The 16,895-nt window shown below is 67.4% G+C and carries 16 protein-coding genes; 8 read left to right on the forward strand and 8 right to left on the reverse strand.

The features are described 5' to 3' along the window. Positions 1–39 precede the first annotated feature (39 nt). Positions 40–1,131, reverse strand: a complete 1,092-nt coding sequence (gene apbC / locus BLW05_RS14920) for an iron-sulfur cluster carrier protein ApbC (protein ID WP_093163672.1) — start codon at positions 1,129–1,131, stop codon at positions 40–42. Positions 1,132–1,288: 157 nt separating this feature from the next. Here apbC and BLW05_RS14925 point away from each other — a divergent pair, with 157 nt between their 5' ends. Further along, positions 1,289–2,230: a CysB family HTH-type transcriptional regulator gene (locus BLW05_RS14925; protein ID WP_093163673.1), complete on the forward strand. Its 942-nt coding sequence runs from the start codon at positions 1,289–1,291 to the stop codon at positions 2,228–2,230. Positions 2,231–2,263: 33 nt separating this feature from the next. After that, the gene (locus BLW05_RS14930; protein ID WP_093163675.1) at positions 2,264–3,535 is read left to right on the forward strand and encodes a patatin-like phospholipase family protein; all 1,272 of its coding nucleotides are present in this window, start codon (positions 2,264–2,266) and stop codon (positions 3,533–3,535) included. On the opposite strand, the gene BLW05_RS14935 is transcribed toward BLW05_RS14930, so the two are convergent. After that, positions 3,510–3,977, reverse strand: coding sequence for a GNAT family N-acetyltransferase (locus BLW05_RS14935; protein WP_177142666.1), 468 nt, complete (start codon positions 3,975–3,977; stop codon positions 3,510–3,512). The two genes, BLW05_RS14930 and BLW05_RS14935, sit on opposite strands and share 26 nt — an antisense overlap. Before the next feature lie 130 nt (positions 3,978–4,107). On the opposite strand from BLW05_RS14935, the gene metG reads away from it, so the two are divergent. The 3 genes from metG to BLW05_RS14950 are packed head-to-tail and all read left to right on the forward strand — an operon-like array spanning position 4,108 to position 8,123. Further along, on the forward strand, positions 4,108–6,186 hold the full coding sequence (gene metG / locus BLW05_RS14940) for a methionine--tRNA ligase (protein WP_093163678.1): 2,079 nt from the start codon (positions 4,108–4,110) through the stop codon (positions 6,184–6,186). Further along, positions 6,186–6,404: a hypothetical protein gene (locus BLW05_RS14945; RefSeq protein WP_093163680.1), complete on the forward strand. Its 219-nt coding sequence runs from the start codon at positions 6,186–6,188 to the stop codon at positions 6,402–6,404. Before metG ends, BLW05_RS14945 begins: the two co-directional genes overlap by 1 nt. A gap of 36 nt (positions 6,405–6,440) precedes the next feature. Further along, the gene (locus BLW05_RS14950; protein ID WP_093163681.1) at positions 6,441–8,123 is read left to right on the forward strand and encodes a SulP family inorganic anion transporter; all 1,683 of its coding nucleotides are present in this window, start codon (positions 6,441–6,443) and stop codon (positions 8,121–8,123) included. A 6-nt stretch (positions 8,124–8,129) separates the two neighbouring features. On the opposite strand, the gene BLW05_RS14955 is transcribed toward BLW05_RS14950, so the two are convergent. Genes BLW05_RS14955 through BLW05_RS14970 form a run of 4 tightly spaced genes read right to left on the reverse strand, consistent with a single transcriptional unit; the run spans position 8,130 to position 12,320 of the window. After that, a complete protein-coding gene (locus BLW05_RS14955; RefSeq protein ID WP_093163683.1) occupies positions 8,130–9,128 on the reverse strand; it encodes a Bug family tripartite tricarboxylate transporter substrate binding protein in 999 nt (332 codons plus the stop codon). Between the two features lie 45 nt (positions 9,129–9,173). Continuing rightward, positions 9,174–10,151, reverse strand: coding sequence for a tripartite tricarboxylate transporter substrate binding protein (locus BLW05_RS14960; RefSeq protein WP_256330319.1), 978 nt, complete (start codon positions 10,149–10,151; stop codon positions 9,174–9,176). A gap of 40 nt (positions 10,152–10,191) precedes the next feature. After that, positions 10,192–11,115, reverse strand: a complete 924-nt coding sequence (locus BLW05_RS14965; protein ID WP_093163687.1) for a hydroxymethylglutaryl-CoA lyase — start codon at positions 11,113–11,115, stop codon at positions 10,192–10,194. A gap of 8 nt (positions 11,116–11,123) precedes the next feature. Then, entirely contained in the window at positions 11,124–12,320 is a 1,197-nt protein-coding gene (locus BLW05_RS14970) for a CaiB/BaiF CoA transferase family protein (RefSeq protein WP_093164068.1), read from the reverse strand. A 163-nt stretch (positions 12,321–12,483) separates the two neighbouring features. On the opposite strand from BLW05_RS14970, the gene prpR reads away from it, so the two are divergent. Then, positions 12,484–14,412: a propionate catabolism operon regulatory protein PrpR gene (gene prpR, locus BLW05_RS14975; protein ID WP_093163688.1), complete on the forward strand. Its 1,929-nt coding sequence runs from the start codon at positions 12,484–12,486 to the stop codon at positions 14,410–14,412. On the opposite strand, the gene BLW05_RS14980 is transcribed toward prpR, so the two are convergent. Both BLW05_RS14980 and BLW05_RS14985 read right to left on the reverse strand, forming a co-directional pair. Then, positions 14,409–14,858: an outer membrane protein assembly factor BamE gene (locus BLW05_RS14980; RefSeq protein ID WP_093164069.1), complete on the reverse strand. Its 450-nt coding sequence runs from the start codon at positions 14,856–14,858 to the stop codon at positions 14,409–14,411. The genes prpR and BLW05_RS14980 overlap by 4 nt on opposite strands. Positions 14,859–14,957: 99 nt before the next feature. Beyond that, the gene (locus tag BLW05_RS14985) at positions 14,958–15,629 is read right to left on the reverse strand and encodes a hypothetical protein (RefSeq protein WP_093163690.1); all 672 of its coding nucleotides are present in this window, start codon (positions 15,627–15,629) and stop codon (positions 14,958–14,960) included. 104 nt (positions 15,630–15,733) lie between these two features. Between BLW05_RS14985 and BLW05_RS14990 the strand changes: the two genes are divergently transcribed. Continuing rightward, positions 15,734–15,940, forward strand: a complete 207-nt coding sequence (locus BLW05_RS14990; protein WP_093163692.1) for a DUF3460 family protein — start codon at positions 15,734–15,736, stop codon at positions 15,938–15,940. 126 nt (positions 15,941–16,066) lie between these two features. Continuing rightward, positions 16,067–16,864, forward strand: a complete 798-nt coding sequence (locus BLW05_RS14995) for a segregation and condensation protein A (RefSeq protein ID WP_093164071.1) — start codon at positions 16,067–16,069, stop codon at positions 16,862–16,864. Positions 16,865–16,895 lie beyond the last annotated feature (31 nt).

Here is a 16,895-nt window from a genome sequence, read left to right on the forward strand (position 1 = left end):
TTCCCGGATTTGGTTCGCCTTGGTGAAGCGGATGCCATGTCAGGTGTTCTTGCTGACGGTGATGGTCGGAAACTTCGAGGAGAAATCCTTCGCCTTCTCGGCGATTCCCACCGCGACGCGGCGCGCCACCGCCTTGTAGATGCCCGCCACTTCGCCATCCGGGTCGGCCACCACCGTCGGCTTGCCGCTGTCGGCCTGCAGGCGGATGTTGATGTCCAGCGGCAGCGCACCGAGGTAGTCCATCTTGTACTGCTCGGCCATCTTCTTGCCACCCTCGGCGCCGAAGATGTGTTCGACATGGCCGCAGTTCGAGCACACGTGCACCGCCATGTTCTCGACGATGCCGAGGATCGGCACGCCGACCTTCTCGAACATCTTGATGCCCTTCTTCGCGTCGAGCAGCGCGATGTCCTGCGGCGTGGTGACGATCACCGCGCCGGTCATCGGCACGCGCTGCGACAGCGTGAGCTGGATGTCGCCGGTGCCCGGCGGCATGTCGACGATGAGGTAGTCGAGGTCCTTCCAGTTGGTCTGTCGCAGGAGCTGCTCCAGCGCCTGCGTTGCCATCGGGCCGCGCCAGATCATGGCTTCGTCCTGGTCGACGAGGAAGCCGATCGACATGACCTGCACGCCGTGGTTCTCCAGCGGCTCCATCGTCTTGCCGTCCTCGCTCTCGGGACGGCGGTCGATGCCCAGCATCATCGGCTGGCTCGGGCCGTAGATGTCGGCGTCGAGCAACCCCACCTTGGCGCCCTCGGCCGCGAGCGCCAGCGCGAGGTTGGCCGCGGTGGTGCTCTTGCCGACGCCGCCCTTGCCCGATGCGACCGCGATGATGTTCTTCACGTTGGGCATCAGCTGCACGCCGCGCTGCACCGCGTGGCTGACGACCTTGGTCGTCACGTTGACGGAGACGTTCTCGACGCCCGCCACCGCTTTCGCAGCCGCCACGAGCGCCTTGCGGATCTCGGGCACCTGGCTCTTGGCCGGATAGCCCAGCTCGATGTCGAACGCGACGTCGCCGCCTTGGATCTGGACGTTCTTCAACGCCTTGGTGCTGACGAAATCCTTGCCGGTATTGGGGTCCTGGACCGCCTGGAGTGCGCTTGCGAGCGCCTCTTGTGTAACTGCCATCTGGGTAACTCCTGAATGGCAGCTAGTCTAGTGCGGCGGCGGCAGACGGCGCGGCGGCACGGCGATTGCCCATCGCGGCCAAAGATCATTTCCCCATTTGGAACCAACGAATCGTTCGTTCGCGATCGGCGCGCCTCTCCGGACAATGAAGCCCGCTATGAACTTCCAACAACTGCGCTCGGTGCGCGAGGCCGTGCGCTGCGGCTTCAACCTGACCGAAGTCGCCCATCAGCTTCACACCTCCCAGCCCGGCGTCAGCCGGCAGATCCGCGAACTCGAGGAAGAACTCGGCATCGAGCTCTTCGTGCGCGCCGGCAAGCGCCTGACCGGGCTCACGGAGCCCGGCGGCCATGTGCTGCCGATCATCGAGCGCATGCTGATGGAGAGCTCGAACCTGCGGCTCGCGGGCCAGGAGTTCGTCGCGCGGCAGACCGGGCTGCTCTCGGTCGCCGCCACGCACTCGCAGGCGCGCTACGCGCTGCCGGTGGCGGTGCAGGAATTCCGCGCGCAGTTCCCCGACGTGAAACTGCACCTGCACCAGGGTTCGCCCAAGCAGATCGCACAGATGCTGCTCGACGGCGAGGTCGACGTCGGCATCGCGACCGAGGCACTCGGCGACTATCCGCAGCTCGTCGCGCTGCCCTGCTATCGCTGGACGCACTCGGTGGTGGTGCCGCCGGAGCATCCGCTGCTGAACGCGCCGCTGACGCTGGAGGCGCTCGCGAAGCATCCGCTGATCACCTACGACACCGGCTTCACCGGCCGCACGCGCATCGACAAGGCGTTCGAGGAGCGTGGTCTCGCGCCCAACATCGTGCTGACCGCGATGGATGCCGATGTCATCAAGACCTACGCGCAACTGGGCATGGGCGTGGGCATCGTCGCCGGCATCGCCTACGAGGCCGAGCGCGACACGCAGCTTCGGGCGCTCGATGCGGGCGAGCTCTTCGGCATCCACCTGACCAAGCTCGCGGTGCGGCGCGGAAGCTACCTGCGCGGCTATGTGCATGCCTTCATCGAATCCTTTGCGCCAACGCTGCCGCGCGAGGTGGTCGAAAAGGCGCTGGCGGACGATCCCGCGGAGGAGATCGAGTCCTGATCCGCCGGGACGAGGTACGCTTGCGCCCAGCGCATGCCCTCCGTCCCGAACGATCCGCCAAGCTCCGAATCCTCGCCGACCGGTCTGGTCCTGACCGGTGGCGGTGCGCGTGCCGCCTACCAGGTCGGCGTGCTGCAGGCGATCGGCCGGCTGCGGCGCAGCGCGGGCGAGCGCTCGCGCTTCAACCCTTTCCAGATCATCACCGGCACATCGGCGGGCGCGATCAACGCGGCCGCGCTCGCGTGCGGGGCCGACGACTTCGAGTCCACGGTGCGCATGATCGGGCGGGCGTGGTCCGGGCTCGGCCCCGGGCAGGTCTACCGCGCCGATGCGCTGAGCGTGGTGCGCAGCGATGCGCCCTGGGCGCGATTGCTCTCTGCCGGCTGGCTCATCGCCAAGTGGCGGCGCAGCGGACTGCGCTCGCTGCTCGACAACGCCCCGCTGCGCCAACGGCTCGAACAGATGGTGCCGCTGGAGCGGCTGGATGAGCTGATGGCCAAGCGGCACCTCGACGCCTTGGCGGTGACCGCGTCGAGCTACGGGTCGGGCGAGCACGTGACCTTCTACCAGGCCGGCCCGCAGCAGCAGCCTTGGGTGCGCTCGAAGCGGATGGCGGTGCCGGTGCGCATCACCTACGACCATCTGCTCGCGTCGTCGGCGATTCCGTTTGTGTTTCCCGCCACGGCGCTCGACATGGGCGGCCATGTCGAGTACTTCGGCGATGGCTCGATGCGGCAGTCGGCGCCACTGTCGGCGGCAATCCACCTGGGCGCGCGACGCATCCTCGCGATCGGCTCCGGCCGCATTCAGGAGCCGCAGGATCTACTCGCTCCGAATGCGCTCAGCGGCTATCCGTCTCTCGCGCAAATCGCGGGACACACGCTGTCGAGCATCTTCCTGGATTCGCTGACCGCCGACGTCGAACGCCTGCGCCGCATCAATGCCACGCTGTCGCTGATTCCGCTCGAAGAACGCCACCACACCGCGCTGCGGCATGTCGAGCTGCTGCTGATCGCGCCTTCGCAGCGCGTGGACGTCATCGCAGCGCGGCATGCCCACGCGCTGCCTCCAGCGGTGCGCAGCCTGCTCGGCGAACCGTCGATGCCGCGCGCGGCGGAAGAGCTCAAGGGCGCGGCGCTGGCCAGCTACCTGCTGTTCGAGAAAGCCTTCACGCGCGAGCTGATCGCACTCGGTCGGTCGGACACCATGGCACAGCGCGACGCGATACGGCAGTTCTTCGGCTGGAAGCGCAGCGATGCCTCCCGCGCACCGGCACAGTTCAAGGCGCGTCACCCAGACGCTTGACCATCCGCACCGCGTCTTCCACGTCCTCGTAGTAGCCTGGGCTCGACGCATATTCCGCGAAGCCGTGCCGCCGGTAGAACGCCTTGGCCGCCGCATTGCCTGCCCGCGCCTCGAGCCGTATCGCACGCATGCCTGCGACCGCCGCGGTGGCTTCGAGCCACGCCAGTAGCGCGGACCCCACGCCCGAACGGCGCCGCTCGGTACGCACCGCGAAGAGCGCGATATGCGCCTCGTCGTCCCCGTACTGCATGATCCCGAAGCCGAGCAGCACACCATCGCGGTGGGCGACCACCACGTTGGTTTCCTCGCTGCGGATCGCGCGCAGGACGCGGCGCTCGGTCCAGCGCCATGAAAGTCCCCGCTCGATCGCGTCCCGCGACAGCTCCGCGATCCCCCGGGCGTCTGCCGTCTGGGCAAGGGTGATTTCGTAGGCGGTGATCACGGTGGAACTGGGGTTGGCGGGACGACTATAGCCCCGCAACCTAAAATGCGTGTCCTTCCGCCGGCCCGGCGGCCGCCGCCGCACGCCAGGCCAGCCTGTTTCTGATCTCCCCCGAAAGCGCCCTCGCGATATGTCCCAGCGCAAAATCTTCGTCACCACCGCCCTGCCCTACGCCAACGGCAAGTTCCACGTCGGCCACATCATGGAATACATCCAGGCCGACATCTGGGTGCGCTTCCAGCGCATGCAGGGGCACATGGTGCACTTCGTGGGTGCCGACGACGCGCACGGCGCGCCGATCATGATCGCGGCCGAAAAGGCCGGCAAGACGCCGCAGGAATTCGTCGGCGAGATCGCCGCGGGCCGCAAAGAATACCTCGACGGCTTCCACATCCGCTTCGACAACTGGCACTCGACCGACAGCGCCGAGAACACCGAACTCGCGCAAGGCATCTACAAGAAGCTCAAGGCCGGCGGGATGATCGCCACGCGCACCATCGAGCAGTTCTACGACCCGGTCAAGGGCATGTTCCTGCCCGACCGCTACATCAAGGGCGAATGCCCGGTGTGCCACGCCAAGGACCAGTACGGCGATGCCTGCGAGGTGTGCAGCAGCGTCTATTCGCCGACGGAGCTCATCAGCCCCTATTCGACGCTGACCGGCGCGACGCCCGAACTGCGCAGTTCCGAGCACTTCTTCTTCAAGCTGTCCGATCCGAAGGTCGTGGACTTCCTCAAGACCTGGACGCAGGACGGCAAGCTGCAGCCCGAGATGGCGCGCAAGGCCAGCGAGTGGTTCGAGGCCGGCATGGCCGATTGGGACATCTCGCGCGAGGCGCCCTATTTCGGCATCGAGATCCCCGATGCGCCGGGCAAGTACTTCTATGTGTGGCTCGATGCGCCGGTGGGCTACCTCGCGAGCCTGAAGAACCACTTCGACAAGGGCCAGGCGGCGAACCACTGGCACGAGCCGTCGCGCACCGCGCAGAGCTTCGACGACTTCGTGGCCGACCCGTCGGTGGAGCAGGTGCACTTCATCGGCAAGGACATCGTCTACTTCCACACCCTGTTCTGGCCCGCGATGCTGCAGTTCAGCGGCCGCAAGACGCCGAACCAGGTCAATGTGCATGGCTTCATCACGGTGTCGGGCGAGAAGATGAGCAAGAGCCGAGGCACCGGCATCGATCCGCTCAAGTACCTCTCGATTGGCATGAATCCCGAATGGCTGCGCTACTACATCGCGGCCAAGCTCAACGCCAAGGTAGAGGACGTCGACTTCAACCCCGACGACTTCATCGCGCGCGTGAACGCGGACCTGATCGGCAAGTACATCAACATCGCGAGCCGCGCGGCGGGCTTCATCGCCAAGCGCTTCGGCGGCAAGCTGGGTGCGGTGTCGGACGACGGCGCGGCGTTGCTGTCGGCGCTGCAGGCCGCCTCGGCGCAGATGCAGACGCTCTACGACACGCGCGACTACGCACGTGCACTGCGCGAGATCATGGGGCTGGCCGACAAGGTCAACGAATACGTCGACCAGAACAAGCCCTGGGAACTCGCCAAGAAGGAAGGCCAGGAAGCCCGCCTGCACGACGTGTGCACGGCCTGCATCGAGGCGTTCCGCCTGCTGACGATCTACCTCAAGCCGGTGCTGCCGGCGCTCGCCGCACAGGTCGAGGCCTTCCTCGGAAGCGCGCCCCTGCTGTCCGCCGACGCCGGCCGGCTGCTCGGCGCGGGCCATGCGATCAACGACTACAAGCACCTGATGCAGCGTGTCGATGCCAAGCAACTCGACCAGCTCTTCGAGCCGCCCGAACCGTCTGCAGAAGCCCCCGCAGCGACAGAGCTGCCCGGCGGCGAAGGCATCGCGCCGACCATCACGATCGACGACTTCGCCAAGATCGACCTGCGCATCGCGAAGATCGTCGCCTGCCAGAAGGTCGAAGGATCGACCAAGCTGCTGCACCTGACGCTTGACGCGGGCGAAGGAAAGACGCGCAACGTCTTCTCGGGCATCGCCTCGGTCTACCAGCCCGAGCAGTTGGTCGGCAAGCTCACCGTGCTGGTCGCCAATCTCGCGCCGCGCAAGATGAAGTTCGGCATCTCCGAAGGCATGGTGCTCGCCGCGAGCCACGCGGACGAGAAGGCGACCCCGGGCATCTACGTGCTCGAGCCCTGGCCCGGCGCGATCCCCGGCATGCGAGTCAGGTGATGAAGCGGCGAATCGGCCTGCTTGTTGCGCTCGCGTGTTCCGTCCTGCTGGGCGGATGTGCCGTCGCGAGCGCGGCGGTCACCGTCACGAGCACCGCGGTAAGCGTAGGTGCCGGCGCGGTCGGCCTCGCGGCCGATGCCGCGATCGGCACCGCGCGCATCGCCGGCAAGGCGGTGGGCGCCGCCGCCGATGCGGTACTGCCCGGCGACTCGAATTAGCGTTCTCGTCACAGGGGCGCGTCCACAATAGCGCCCATGACCCCGCGCCCGAAGCTCGCTCCGTTTCGCCCCCGGCTCCTCGACGCGCTCGCGGGCTACAACCGGGAGCGCTTTTTCAAGGACGTCGGCGCGGGCGCGACGGTGGGCATCGTGGCCCTGCCACTGGCGATGGCCTTCGCGATCGCCTCCGGGCTGAAGCCCGAGGCCGGCATCTGGACCGCGATCATCGCGGGCTTCCTCATCTCCGCGTTCGGCGGATCCTCGGTGCAGATCGGCGGACCGGCAGGCGCCTTCATCGTGATCGTCTACGGCATCGTCGAGCGCTACGGCGTGGCGAACCTGCTGATCGCCACCGCCTGCGCCGGCGTGCTGCTGTTCCTGCTGGGCCTGTTCCGGCTCGGCACGCTGGTGCGCTACGTGCCGGTGTCGATCGTGATCGGCTTCACCAACGGCATCGCGGCGCTGATCCTCATCTCGCAGATCAAGGACTGGCTCGGCCTATCGATCGAGAAGATGCCTGCGGACATGTTCTCGCAGCTTCACACGCTGGCGACGAACCTCGACACCTTCAACCCCTACGCCTTCGGGCTCGGGCTGGCCTGCCTCGCGGGCCTGTTCGCATGGCCGCATCTGCTGGCCGAGAAGATGCGCGTCGGCCAGACGGTGCGCATCGTGCTGGGCCGCTTCGCCAACACGCGCACGGCGCAGGTGAGTTCGCGCGTGCCGGGGCCGATCGTCGCGCTCATCACGCTGACGCTGGTGTCGTGGGGATTCGGCCTGCATGTCGAGACCATCGGCACCCGGTTCGGCGGCATCCCGCAGGGCCTTCCGGCGTTCGAGCTGCCCGATTTCTCGTGGGAGACGGTCAAGCAGCTCGTGACGCCGACGCTCACCATCGCGGCGCTGGGCGCGATCGAGTCGCTCCTGTGCGCGCGCGTCTCGGACCAGGTGAGCGGGTTGCCGCGCCACGATCCGAACCAGGAACTGATGGCCCAGGGCATCGCGAACACCATCGCGCCCTTCTTCGGCGGCATGCCGGCGACAGGCACCATCGCGCGCACCGTGACCAATGTGCGGGCGGGCGCCACGTCGCCGATCGCGGGCATCGTGCATGCGATCACCTTGATGGTCGTCGTGCTCGTTGCGGCACCGCTCGCGCAGCATGTGCCGCTCGCGGTGCTGGCCGGCATCCTGGTCTCCGTGGGCTGGAACATGGGCGAATGGCGCGAGTTCTCGCCCTACATGCTGCGGCGCTTCAGCCGCCACTACCGGCTGCTGATGCTCGGCACCTTCTTCCTCACGGTGGTGTTCGATCTCTCCGTCGCAGTGCAAGCGGGAATCGTGCTGGCCTGTGCACTCTTCATCCGGCGCATGAGCGGGCTGTTCAACGTCGAGATGGTCTCGCTGGAGCCGCCGGTCCTCACCTTCAGGCTCTTCGGTGCGCTGTTCTTCGGCGCGGCGGCGAAGCTGGACGAGACGATCCAGGCGGTCGAGCGCGCACCGCGCGGCATGACGGTGGTGCTCGACGCGATGCACCTGATCTCGCTCGACGCCACCGGGCTCGACGCGCTGCGGCAGCTGCACAAGACGGTGCTCGCGCGCGGCGGCGCGATGAGCATCGAATCGCTGCAGCCGCAGCCGCTGGAGGTGATCGTCCGCTCCGGCTTCGCGGACGAACTCGCGTCAGGCATGCCGCAGGGCGACGAGCACGGCACCTGAACGTGTTCAGTCCACCTTGATGTTCGCCGTCTTCACGATCTCGGCGTAGCGCTTCAGGTCGGACTGGATCTGCTGCCCGAACTCGGCGGAGGTGTTGCCCGAGGCGGTGATGCCGAGCGCCGCCAGCCGTTCCTTGACCTCAGGCGTGTGGACGACCGCGTGGATCTCGCGCTGCAGCCTGTCGACGATCGGCTGGGGCGTCTTCGCCGGCGCGAGGATGCCGATCCATGAGCTGGATTCAAAACCGGGAACGCCAGACTCCGCGACAGTCGGCACCTTGGGCAGCGACGCGAGCCGCTGCGTGCTCGACACCGCGATGGCATTGACCTGCCCCTTCTGCACGAAGGGATAGGCGCCGGCCACTGCGGTATAGAGCATCGGCAGCGACCCGCCCACCACATCCGCCATCGCCTGGCCGCCGCCTTTGTAAGGCACGTGAACGAAGTTGGCGCCGGTGCGCACCTTGAGGAGTTCGCCTGCGAGATGCGGCGTGCTGCCGGTGCCGGCGCTGCCATACGACACGCCGGCGGGGTTCGACTTCGAATAGGCCACCAGCTCCTCGAAGGTCTTCGCGGGCACCGAGGGATGCGTGACGATGATGAGCGCCGCATCGCCGATCTTGCTGACCGGCGCGAAGTCCTTCACCGGATCGAAGGGCACCTTGCCGTAGACATGCGGATTGATGACCAGGGTGCCGTCGAAGCCCAGCACCAGCGTGTAGCCGTCAGGCGGCGCGACCGCGGCCATTTGCGTGCCGATGTTGCCGGATGCGCCGGGCCGGTTGTCGACCACCACCTGCTGCCCCAGCCGCTGTCCGAGGCGGTCGGCGACCACGCGCGCGCCCGTGTCGGTCACGCCGCCGGGCGCGAAGGGGACGATCAGACGGATCGGCCTGGTCGGATAGTCATCCGCCGATGCGGGCACGACGGCGCCCGCGGCCGCCGCGAGCGCGAAGAGCGCCTGCGCGACGAATCGCAAGGGCGTCCGTTGGAAGTTCGTTGCCATGGTTCTTGTCTCCGTTGTCGTTGTGAAATTCGTGTGGGTGGCGCGCTACTCGGGCTGGATGCCGCCGCGCTGCGCCACCAGCGACCATTTCTCGGTCTCGCCCGCGAGGAACTTGCGGAACTCGGCCGGCGGCGTGAGCACCAGTTGCGCGCCCTGTGCGTCCATCTGCTTGACCACGGCCGGGTCGGCGGCGACCTTGCGCAGGTCCTCGTTGATGCGGGTGACGATGGCCGCCGGCATGTTCGCCGGGCCGAACATGCCGTACCAGTTGAGCGACTCGACCTCCTTCAGGCCAGCTTCCTTGAAGGTCATCGCGTCGGGAAAGATCGCCATGCGCTGGTCCGCCGCCACGCCGACCACGCGCAGCGCGCCTGAGCGCACGTGCGGCAGCGCGGTCAGCACACTGGTGACACCCAGCGGCAGATGGCCGCCGATGATGTCCACCATGATCGGCGCACCGCCCTTGTACGGAACGCCGCTCAGCTTCAGATGGCCGGACTGCCGGATGAGCTCGCCGGTCAGGCGCGTCTGGCCTTCGGAATAGCCGACCGCCAGCTCCTCCGAACGAGCCGCCTTCACGACATCGTTCAGCGTCTTGTACGGTCCGTTCGTCGCTGCAACCAACACCATCGGCGAGCTTGCGATGTTGGTCACGGGCGTGAAGGCGTGCGCGGTGTCGTAGGGCATGCTCTTCATCAACACCGGATTGATCGCATGCGAGCCGACCACCAGCAGCAGCGTATGGCCGTCAGGCGCGGCCTTGGCGACGTAGCTCGACCCGATGACGCCGTTGGCGCCGGTGCGGTTCTCGACCACCACCGACTGGCCCCAGAGCTCGGTCAGCTTCTGCGCCATGAGCCGGCCGACGATGTCGGTGCCGCCGCCCGCGGCATAGGGCACGACCAGCGTGACGGGTTTGTGCGGGAACTTCGCATCGCCGCCCTGCGCCCATCCGGCGGTAGCGACGAAGGAGGCGAGCGCCGCGAGCATGGCGCGACGGGCGGGGATCATGGGGCTGTACATCTTGGCTTGTCTCTTTCTGTTCATGGGATGAGGTGCGCGTTCAGGCTTCCTGCGGCTGGCGCGCTTTCTCGCGCTGCCGTCGCAGCCAGTTGATGGCGCGCCCGCCGAGCGGCCGCTGGAGCTGCGCTTCGGCGAAGTCCACCGCGTCGATCAGGCGGTCGGTCGAGATCCCGGTCTCGAAGCCGCTCTGCGCGGCCATCAGCACGAGGTCTTCGGTGGCGACGTTGCCCGCCGCGCCTGGCGCGAAGGGGCAGCCACCGATGCCGCCCACGCTCGCATCGAAGCGACGCACGCCGGCTTCCAGCGCCGCCCAGGCGTTGGCGACCGCCATGCCCCGCGTGTCGTGGAGGTGCACCGCGAGTTGCGCCACGGGCACCGCATCGCGCAGCGCAGCGAGACGTTCCTTCACCTGGGCCGGCGACGCCGAACCGATGGTGTCGGCAATCACGATCTCGCCCGCGCCGGCCTGATGCATGCGCGCGGCGAGGCGCACCACCTCGGCGAGCGGAGTCGTGCCTTCGAAGGGGCAGTCGAAAGCGACCGCGACGTAGGCACGGGTGCGCAGGCCGAGGCGATGCGCGGCGGCCAGCGTCTGCTCGCTGACCTCGGTGGCTTCCGTGAGGCCCATGTTGATGTTCTTGCGATTCATGGTCTCGGTGGCCGAAAGCACCACCGCGATCTCCTGCGCGCCGGCCGCATGCGCGCGCTCCAGGCCCTTGAGGTTGGGCACGAGCACCGAGCAACGCAGATCGGGCAATGCCGCCGTCAAGAGGGGCACCAATTTCGCTGCGTCGGCCATCTGGGGGACGGCCTTGGGCGACACGAAGCTCGTCGCTTCCACGCTCTGCACGCCTGCCTCGGCGAGGAGGCGGATGAGCTCCAGCTTGGCCTCGGTCGGCACCTGCACCCGCTGGTTCTGCAACCCGTCGCGCGGTGCGACGTCGGTGATGTGGATTCGCTCCATGGCCGGCCTCAGGCGATCACGCGGTCGCGGCCGAGCGCGTCGATTTGTTCGGCCGAATAGCCGGCCACCTCGGCCAGCACCCTGCGCGTGTGTTCGCCAAGCGCGGGCGGTGTGGTGAAGGCCGCAGGCTGTGCGGCGGACAGCTTGATCGGGTTGCCCGGCATGCGCAGCTTTTCGCCGGACTGGAGCGGCACTTCGACCACCATGTCGCGCGCGCGCACCTGCACGTCATCGAGCGCCTGCGCGAAATTGTTGACCGGCCCGCACGGGATGCGCGCCGCCCGCAGGCGCTCGAGCCAATGGGCAGTGGAGTGCTTGCGCAATTCGGCGCCGACGATCTCGTCGATCTCCGCCTTCGCCGCGAAGCGCACCGGCTGCTGCCGGTACTCGGGCTTGCGCAGCGCCGGCAGGTCGATGAAGTCGACGAATCGCTCGAAGAAGGCATCGCCGATGCAGGCGATGATGATGTGCCCGTCCGCCGTCGGATAGCTGTTGTAGGGCACATGCACGAAGTGCCCGTTGCCGATGCCCGCCGGCACATGGCCGGACATCAGGTGCATGGTCGCCATGTAGTTGAGCAGCGAGATCTGCGCGTCGAGCATCGAGATGTCCACATGCTGGCCGCGCCCGGTGCGCTCGCGCTCGGCGAGCGCCGCGAGCACGCCCATCGCGCCGAACATGCCGCCGCCTAGATCGCCGATCGGGATGCCGCTACGCGTAGGGCCGGTCTCCGGCGTGCCGGTGATCGACATGCCGCCGCCCATCGCCTGCACCACCTGGTCGAAGGCGGGGCGCTGCGTCTCCGGCCCGGTCTGGCCGAAGCCGGTGACGGAGCAGGTGACGATGCGTGGATTCACCTGTGCGAGCGATGCGTGGTCGATGCCCAGCCGCTCGGTCACGCCGACGCTGAAGTTGTCGAACACCACGTCGGCATGGCGCACGAGGTCGAGGAACACCGCCTTGCCCGCATCGCTCTTGAGATCGACGCAGACGCTTTGCTTGTTGCGGTTGAGCGTGAGGTAGTAGGCGCCCATGCCGTCCCGCGCATAGTCCGGGTCGTTTTCGAGCAACCTGCGCGTGCCCTCGCCAGTGCCGGGTGGCTCGACCTTGATGGTTCGCGCGCCGAGGTCGGCCAGAAGCATGGTGCCGTAGGGACCCGAGAGCATGTGGGTCAGGTCCAGCACGGTGATGTGTTCGAGTGCCAAGTTCGGAGTCTCCATAGAACGGTTCGACTCCTGCATTGCAGCGCTCGTGCCAGCTGGGCTGGTCGCTCACAAGCCCTTGATTTGCAAGGACTTTTCTGTCTCGGCCAGGTCATTCAAACGTCTCGTGAGACACTCATGAAACACATATCTGTTTCATCGAGACATGGCCATTTCCCAGAATACCCGCGTCCGCCTGCCGCGTCTGTGCTTCCTCAGCTACCGGCAGATTCGCGAGTTCGCGATGCCCGTGGTGGCCGAATACACCGGCCGCGCAGAGATCGAGGTGGTCGACGGCACCTTCGGCGGCGCGCTCGCCATCGCGCGCGACCGGCTGGAGCGCGGCATGGTCGACGCCTTCGTCAGCGCCGGGTCGAACGCGAGCATCCTGCGCGCGGGGCTGGAGGCGCCGGTGGCGACCATCCAACTCGGCGGATTCGATCTGCTGCAGGCGCTCATCAAGGCACGGCGCATCTCCAGCCGCGTGGGCGTCGTGATGTACGGGCAGACGATCCCCGAACTCGATGCGGTGAAAGACCTGCTCAACATCGAGATCACGCAGTACGCCTACCAGACGCCGGACGATGCGCGGCAGCAATTCGAGCAACTGCGGCGCGACGGCTTCGAGGTGATCGTCGGCTCCAGCCTCGTGGTCGAACTGGCCGAGGAAGCCGGGCTGCACGCGCTCCTGGCCTACTCGCTCGACAGCATCCGCAAGGGCTTCGAGGACGCGATCGAACTCGCGCGCGTGGCACGGCTGGAAGCCGGCCGGTACGAGCAGCTCAACGGCGTGCTGCACAACCTGCAGGAAGCCGTGCTGGCCGTGAACCGCGACCACCGCATCATCGCGGTCAACCCGGCGATGCAGCGGGTGCTCGACAAGCCGCAGCGCCTGCTGGACCAGCGCCTCGAACGGGTGGAGCCCGAGCTGTCGCTGCAAGCCACGCTCGACAGCGGCGCCGAGGAGCGATCGGTGGTGCTGCGCTATGCCCGGCGCGACTGGATCGCCAACCGCATGCCGATCCGCGAGCACGGCGAACTGGTGGGCGCCGCGCTCACGCTGTACGACGCGCGCCGGATCCAGGAAGCCGACACCAGCCTTCGCATGCAGCAGCGCCGCCAGCAGAACAGCGCGAAGCACGGGTTCGCGAGCCTCATCGGCGAGAGCCCTGCCTTCGTGCGCGCGATGGATACGGCGCGCCGCTACGCGAGAACCGATCTCGGCGTGCTGATCGCCGGCGAGAGCGGCGTCGGCAAGGAGCTCTTCGCGCAGGCCATCCACAACGACAGCACGCGGGCGGACCGCCCCTTCGTCGCGGTCAACTGCGCGTCCTTTCCCGAGACGCTGCTGGAGAGCGAGCTGTTCGGCTACGAGGAAGGCGCGTTCACCGGCTCACGGCGCGGCGGCAAACGGGGTCTCTTCGAAGCTGCGCACACGGGCACGCTGTTCCTCGACGAGATCGGCGACATGCCGCTGTCGCTGCAGACGCGCCTGCTGCGGGTGCTGCAGGAGCGCGAGATCACCCGCCTGGGCGCGACCGCGCCGGTGCCGGTCGACGTGCGCGTGATTGCGGCGACCCATCAGCCGCTGGAAGAGATGATCGCTACCCGGCGCTTTCGCCAGGACCTGTACTACCGCGTGAACACACTGCGCCTCACGGTGCCGCCGCTGCGCGAACGCGGGGAGGACATCGCGCTGCTTGCGCGGGCGCACGCCACGCGCTGCCTCCAGCGGCTCGGGTCCGGGCTCGACGCGGCCCGCGCACTCGCACCGCTGCTGCCGCACTTTCTGGCTGGCGAATGGCCCGGCAACGTGCGCGAGCTGGAGAACATCTGCGAGCGCGTCGCGGTGTTCCTGCTGCAGTTCGACCGCGTCGAGGACATCCGCTACGAGGACCTGCGGCATGACTGCCCCGAGTTGTTCGAACGCCATCCCGCGGGCACGCCGCCGGTGCGGGAGCGCGTGCTCGAAGCGATGCGGCTCGCGGGCGGCAACCGCCAGCGCGCGGCACGGCAGCTCGGGGTCAGCCGGTCCACGCTGTGGCGCTGGCTGCGCGACCTGGATCTCGCGGGAGAAGGCGTCGACGCTACCTAGTTCGCCTCGACGCTGCGGTCGGGAGAAGAGCCGGCGCTCACCACGCGCTGGGCTTCGTCGACGGTCACGCTGAACACCATCGGCGAATTGGGCGGCTGGACCCAGCGCCAGTCCCACTCGGTCTGCTGCTTGAGCGGATAGGGCGTGCGCTTCGCCGGCTTGCCGAGCATCCTGCGCACCTCTTCCACCGGCATGCCGGGCGTCACCTTGGCGAAGTTCTCCGGCGTGAGCACCTGCCTCAGCGCGCTCATCTTGCCGTCGGCACCGATGGTGATCATGTAGTTCTTCTGGCCCTGCGGCTGGCGGTTGTATTCAAAGACGCGCCCCGCGGCCGTGTCCCAGACGTTCTCGGGCTCGCCGAAACGCGCGCGGACGTCGGCCTCGGTGGAGACGCCCTCCTCCAGTTCGCTGATGCGCTTCGGGTCGCAGCCAAAAAGCCAGAACATGGTGGTCAGCAGCACAAGCGGCGCGAGGCCGCGGCGGATTGTGGATGGCGCCATACCGTCCCAGGAAATTGCACGGGGCGGTCAGTCTAGCCGTCGCCGTCAGTTCGCCGCGAAGCAATACATCAGACCTGCCCCGCCCGTCTTCCTGAAGGCTTCCAGGCTGCAGCCTTGCGTCGCATGCGAGGAGTTCCAGGACATCGCCGCCGGAGGCGCGTTCGTGCCCATGCGGTTGTGATGGCCGACGATGGCAGAGCCCTCGCCGCTCTTGGTCCAGTTGCCGCAGGTGGTGTCCTTGCTGGTGTCGGTGGAGGCGCGCCCGTCCGGCATCGAGCCGGTCAGGATGTCGTGGTTGTTGACGGGGTCGCCGCTCGCGCTGACGATCTCGCCCTTTTCCGTCAGCCCCGTCTGCTTGTCGAGATTGTTGGTGCCGTGCAGTTCGTCAATGTTGTTGGCGATCGTCACGCCTTTCACGTTGACCCACGGCCCTTTGCCGATGCGATCACGGGCGTTCACCGCTGGACTGCCGGCCGTCGCGGTCGTGCTCAGGTAGGCCCGCCAGCTACGCCCGCCCGCGCCGACGCTTTCGGCCAGGCTCTGGCAGTAGCGGTCGGCGCCCGCGAGTCCGCCGAAGTCCCCACCCTTGCCCGGGTTCGCGCTCGTGATGAAGAAGCTCATCTTGTTCTGCGGCGCCGACGAGCCGCCGGTCGCGCAGGCAGTCACCAGCGCGGCGGCGATCGTCGAAGCAAGGAATAGCGTGTATCGGCGTTTCATCGACAGGCTCCTTGGTTGTTGGGAGCCGCCACGCTAGCGCATGCCACCGCCGGCTTCAATGCGGAATCCACCCGGTAAAATCCTGCACCAAAGGTCCAATTGCCATGCCCATCTTCGCCCGCCCGCACTACACGTCCGAAATCACCAACTTCATCGAGGAGATGAAGGAAAAGAAGCCGACGCTCGAAGCCGAGCAGCGCGCCGGCCGTGCCCTGCTGTGGGACAAGCACCTCGACGCCAGCCTGCAGGAAGAATTCAGCGAAGGCCGGGTAGCGCAGCAGCCCTACGTCTACCAGACCCAAGCCAAGTAAGTGACCATCCGGGCCGTACCGGGTACCGGGAGCCGCCGCCAGGGCGACGGCGCCGAAACGGACGAGCACGCCCTTTCGGCGCCGGACGCGGTCACCGCCGACGACGGCACGGCCGCCGTGCCGCCGATGCCCGAAGTGGTCGACCAGGTTGCACTCGCCCGCTTGTACGGCGAGCCGCTCTTCGCGCTGCCGAACGACCTGTACATCCCACCCGAGGCACTGCAGGTCTTTCTCGAGGCGTTCGAGGGCCCGCTGGACCTGCTGCTCTACCTGATCCGCAAGCAGAACTTCAACATCCTCGACATCCCGATGGCGGGGCTGACGCGGCAATACCTGAGCTACGTCGACGAAATCCGCCAGACCAACCTCGAGCTGGCCGCCGAATACCTGCTGATGGCGGCGATGCTGATCGAGATCAAGTCGCGGATGCTGCTGCCGCCGAAGAAGACGGCCGATGGCGAGGAAGCCGAGGATCCGCGTGCGGAACTGGTGCGCCGGCTGCTCGAATACGAGCAAACCAAGCTCCAGGCCGCGTCCCTGAGCGCCTTGCCACAGGCCGGGCGCGATTTCTGGAAGGGCCAGGTCTACATCGAGCAATCGCTGAAGCCGCGCTTCCCCGACGTCAACGTCGTCGACCTGCGCGAGGCCTGGGCCGACATCCTCAAGCGCGCGAAGCTGGTGCAGCACCACAAGATCTCGCGCGAAGAACTGAGCGTTCGCGAGCACATGAGCATCGTGCTGCGGCAGTTGCAGGGTCGGCAGTTCGTCGAGTTCGAGAAGCTCTTCGACGTCTCACGCGGCACGCCCGTGTTGATCGTCACCTTCATCGCCATGCTCGAACTGGCCAAGGAAACGCTGATCGACATCACGCAGGCCGAAGCCTTCGCGCCGATCTACGTGCGGCTGGCGTATACGCCGGCCTGACCTCTCCCGATCGGCGGGCCGTCGCCGACCC

Origin of the sequence: Variovorax sp. YR216 (genome assembly GCF_900107745.1) — a bacterium.
Taxonomy (GTDB): Bacteria; Pseudomonadota; Gammaproteobacteria; order Burkholderiales; family Burkholderiaceae_C; genus Variovorax.

Coding starts and splice junctions, on each gene's coding strand:
- apbC (WP_093163672.1), bottom strand. CDS start 1,131: ATGGCAGTTACACAAGAGGCGCTCGCAAGCGCACTCCAGGCGGTCCAG.
- BLW05_RS14925 (WP_093163673.1), top strand. CDS start 1,289: ATGAACTTCCAACAACTGCGCTCGGTGCGCGAGGCCGTGCGCTGCGGC.
- BLW05_RS14930 (WP_093163675.1), top strand. CDS start 2,264: ATGCCCTCCGTCCCGAACGATCCGCCAAGCTCCGAATCCTCGCCGACC.
- metG (WP_093163678.1), top strand. CDS start 4,108: ATGTCCCAGCGCAAAATCTTCGTCACCACCGCCCTGCCCTACGCCAAC.
- BLW05_RS14945 (WP_093163680.1), top strand. CDS start 6,186: ATGAAGCGGCGAATCGGCCTGCTTGTTGCGCTCGCGTGTTCCGTCCTG.
- BLW05_RS14950 (WP_093163681.1), top strand. CDS start 6,441: ATGACCCCGCGCCCGAAGCTCGCTCCGTTTCGCCCCCGGCTCCTCGAC.
- BLW05_RS14955 (WP_093163683.1), bottom strand. CDS start 9,128: ATGGCAACGAACTTCCAACGGACGCCCTTGCGATTCGTCGCGCAGGCG.
- BLW05_RS14960 (WP_256330319.1), bottom strand. CDS start 10,151: ATGTACAGCCCCATGATCCCCGCCCGTCGCGCCATGCTCGCGGCGCTC.
- BLW05_RS14965 (WP_093163687.1), bottom strand. CDS start 11,115: ATGGAGCGAATCCACATCACCGACGTCGCACCGCGCGACGGGTTGCAG.
- prpR (WP_093163688.1), top strand. CDS start 12,484: ATGGCCATTTCCCAGAATACCCGCGTCCGCCTGCCGCGTCTGTGCTTC.
- BLW05_RS14980 (WP_093164069.1), bottom strand. CDS start 14,858: ATGTTCTGGCTTTTTGGCTGCGACCCGAAGCGCATCAGCGAACTGGAG.
- BLW05_RS14985 (WP_093163690.1), bottom strand. CDS start 15,629: ATGAAACGCCGATACACGCTATTCCTTGCTTCGACGATCGCCGCCGCG.
- BLW05_RS14990 (WP_093163692.1), top strand. CDS start 15,734: ATGCCCATCTTCGCCCGCCCGCACTACACGTCCGAAATCACCAACTTC.
- BLW05_RS14995 (WP_093164071.1), top strand. CDS start 16,067: ATGCCCGAAGTGGTCGACCAGGTTGCACTCGCCCGCTTGTACGGCGAG.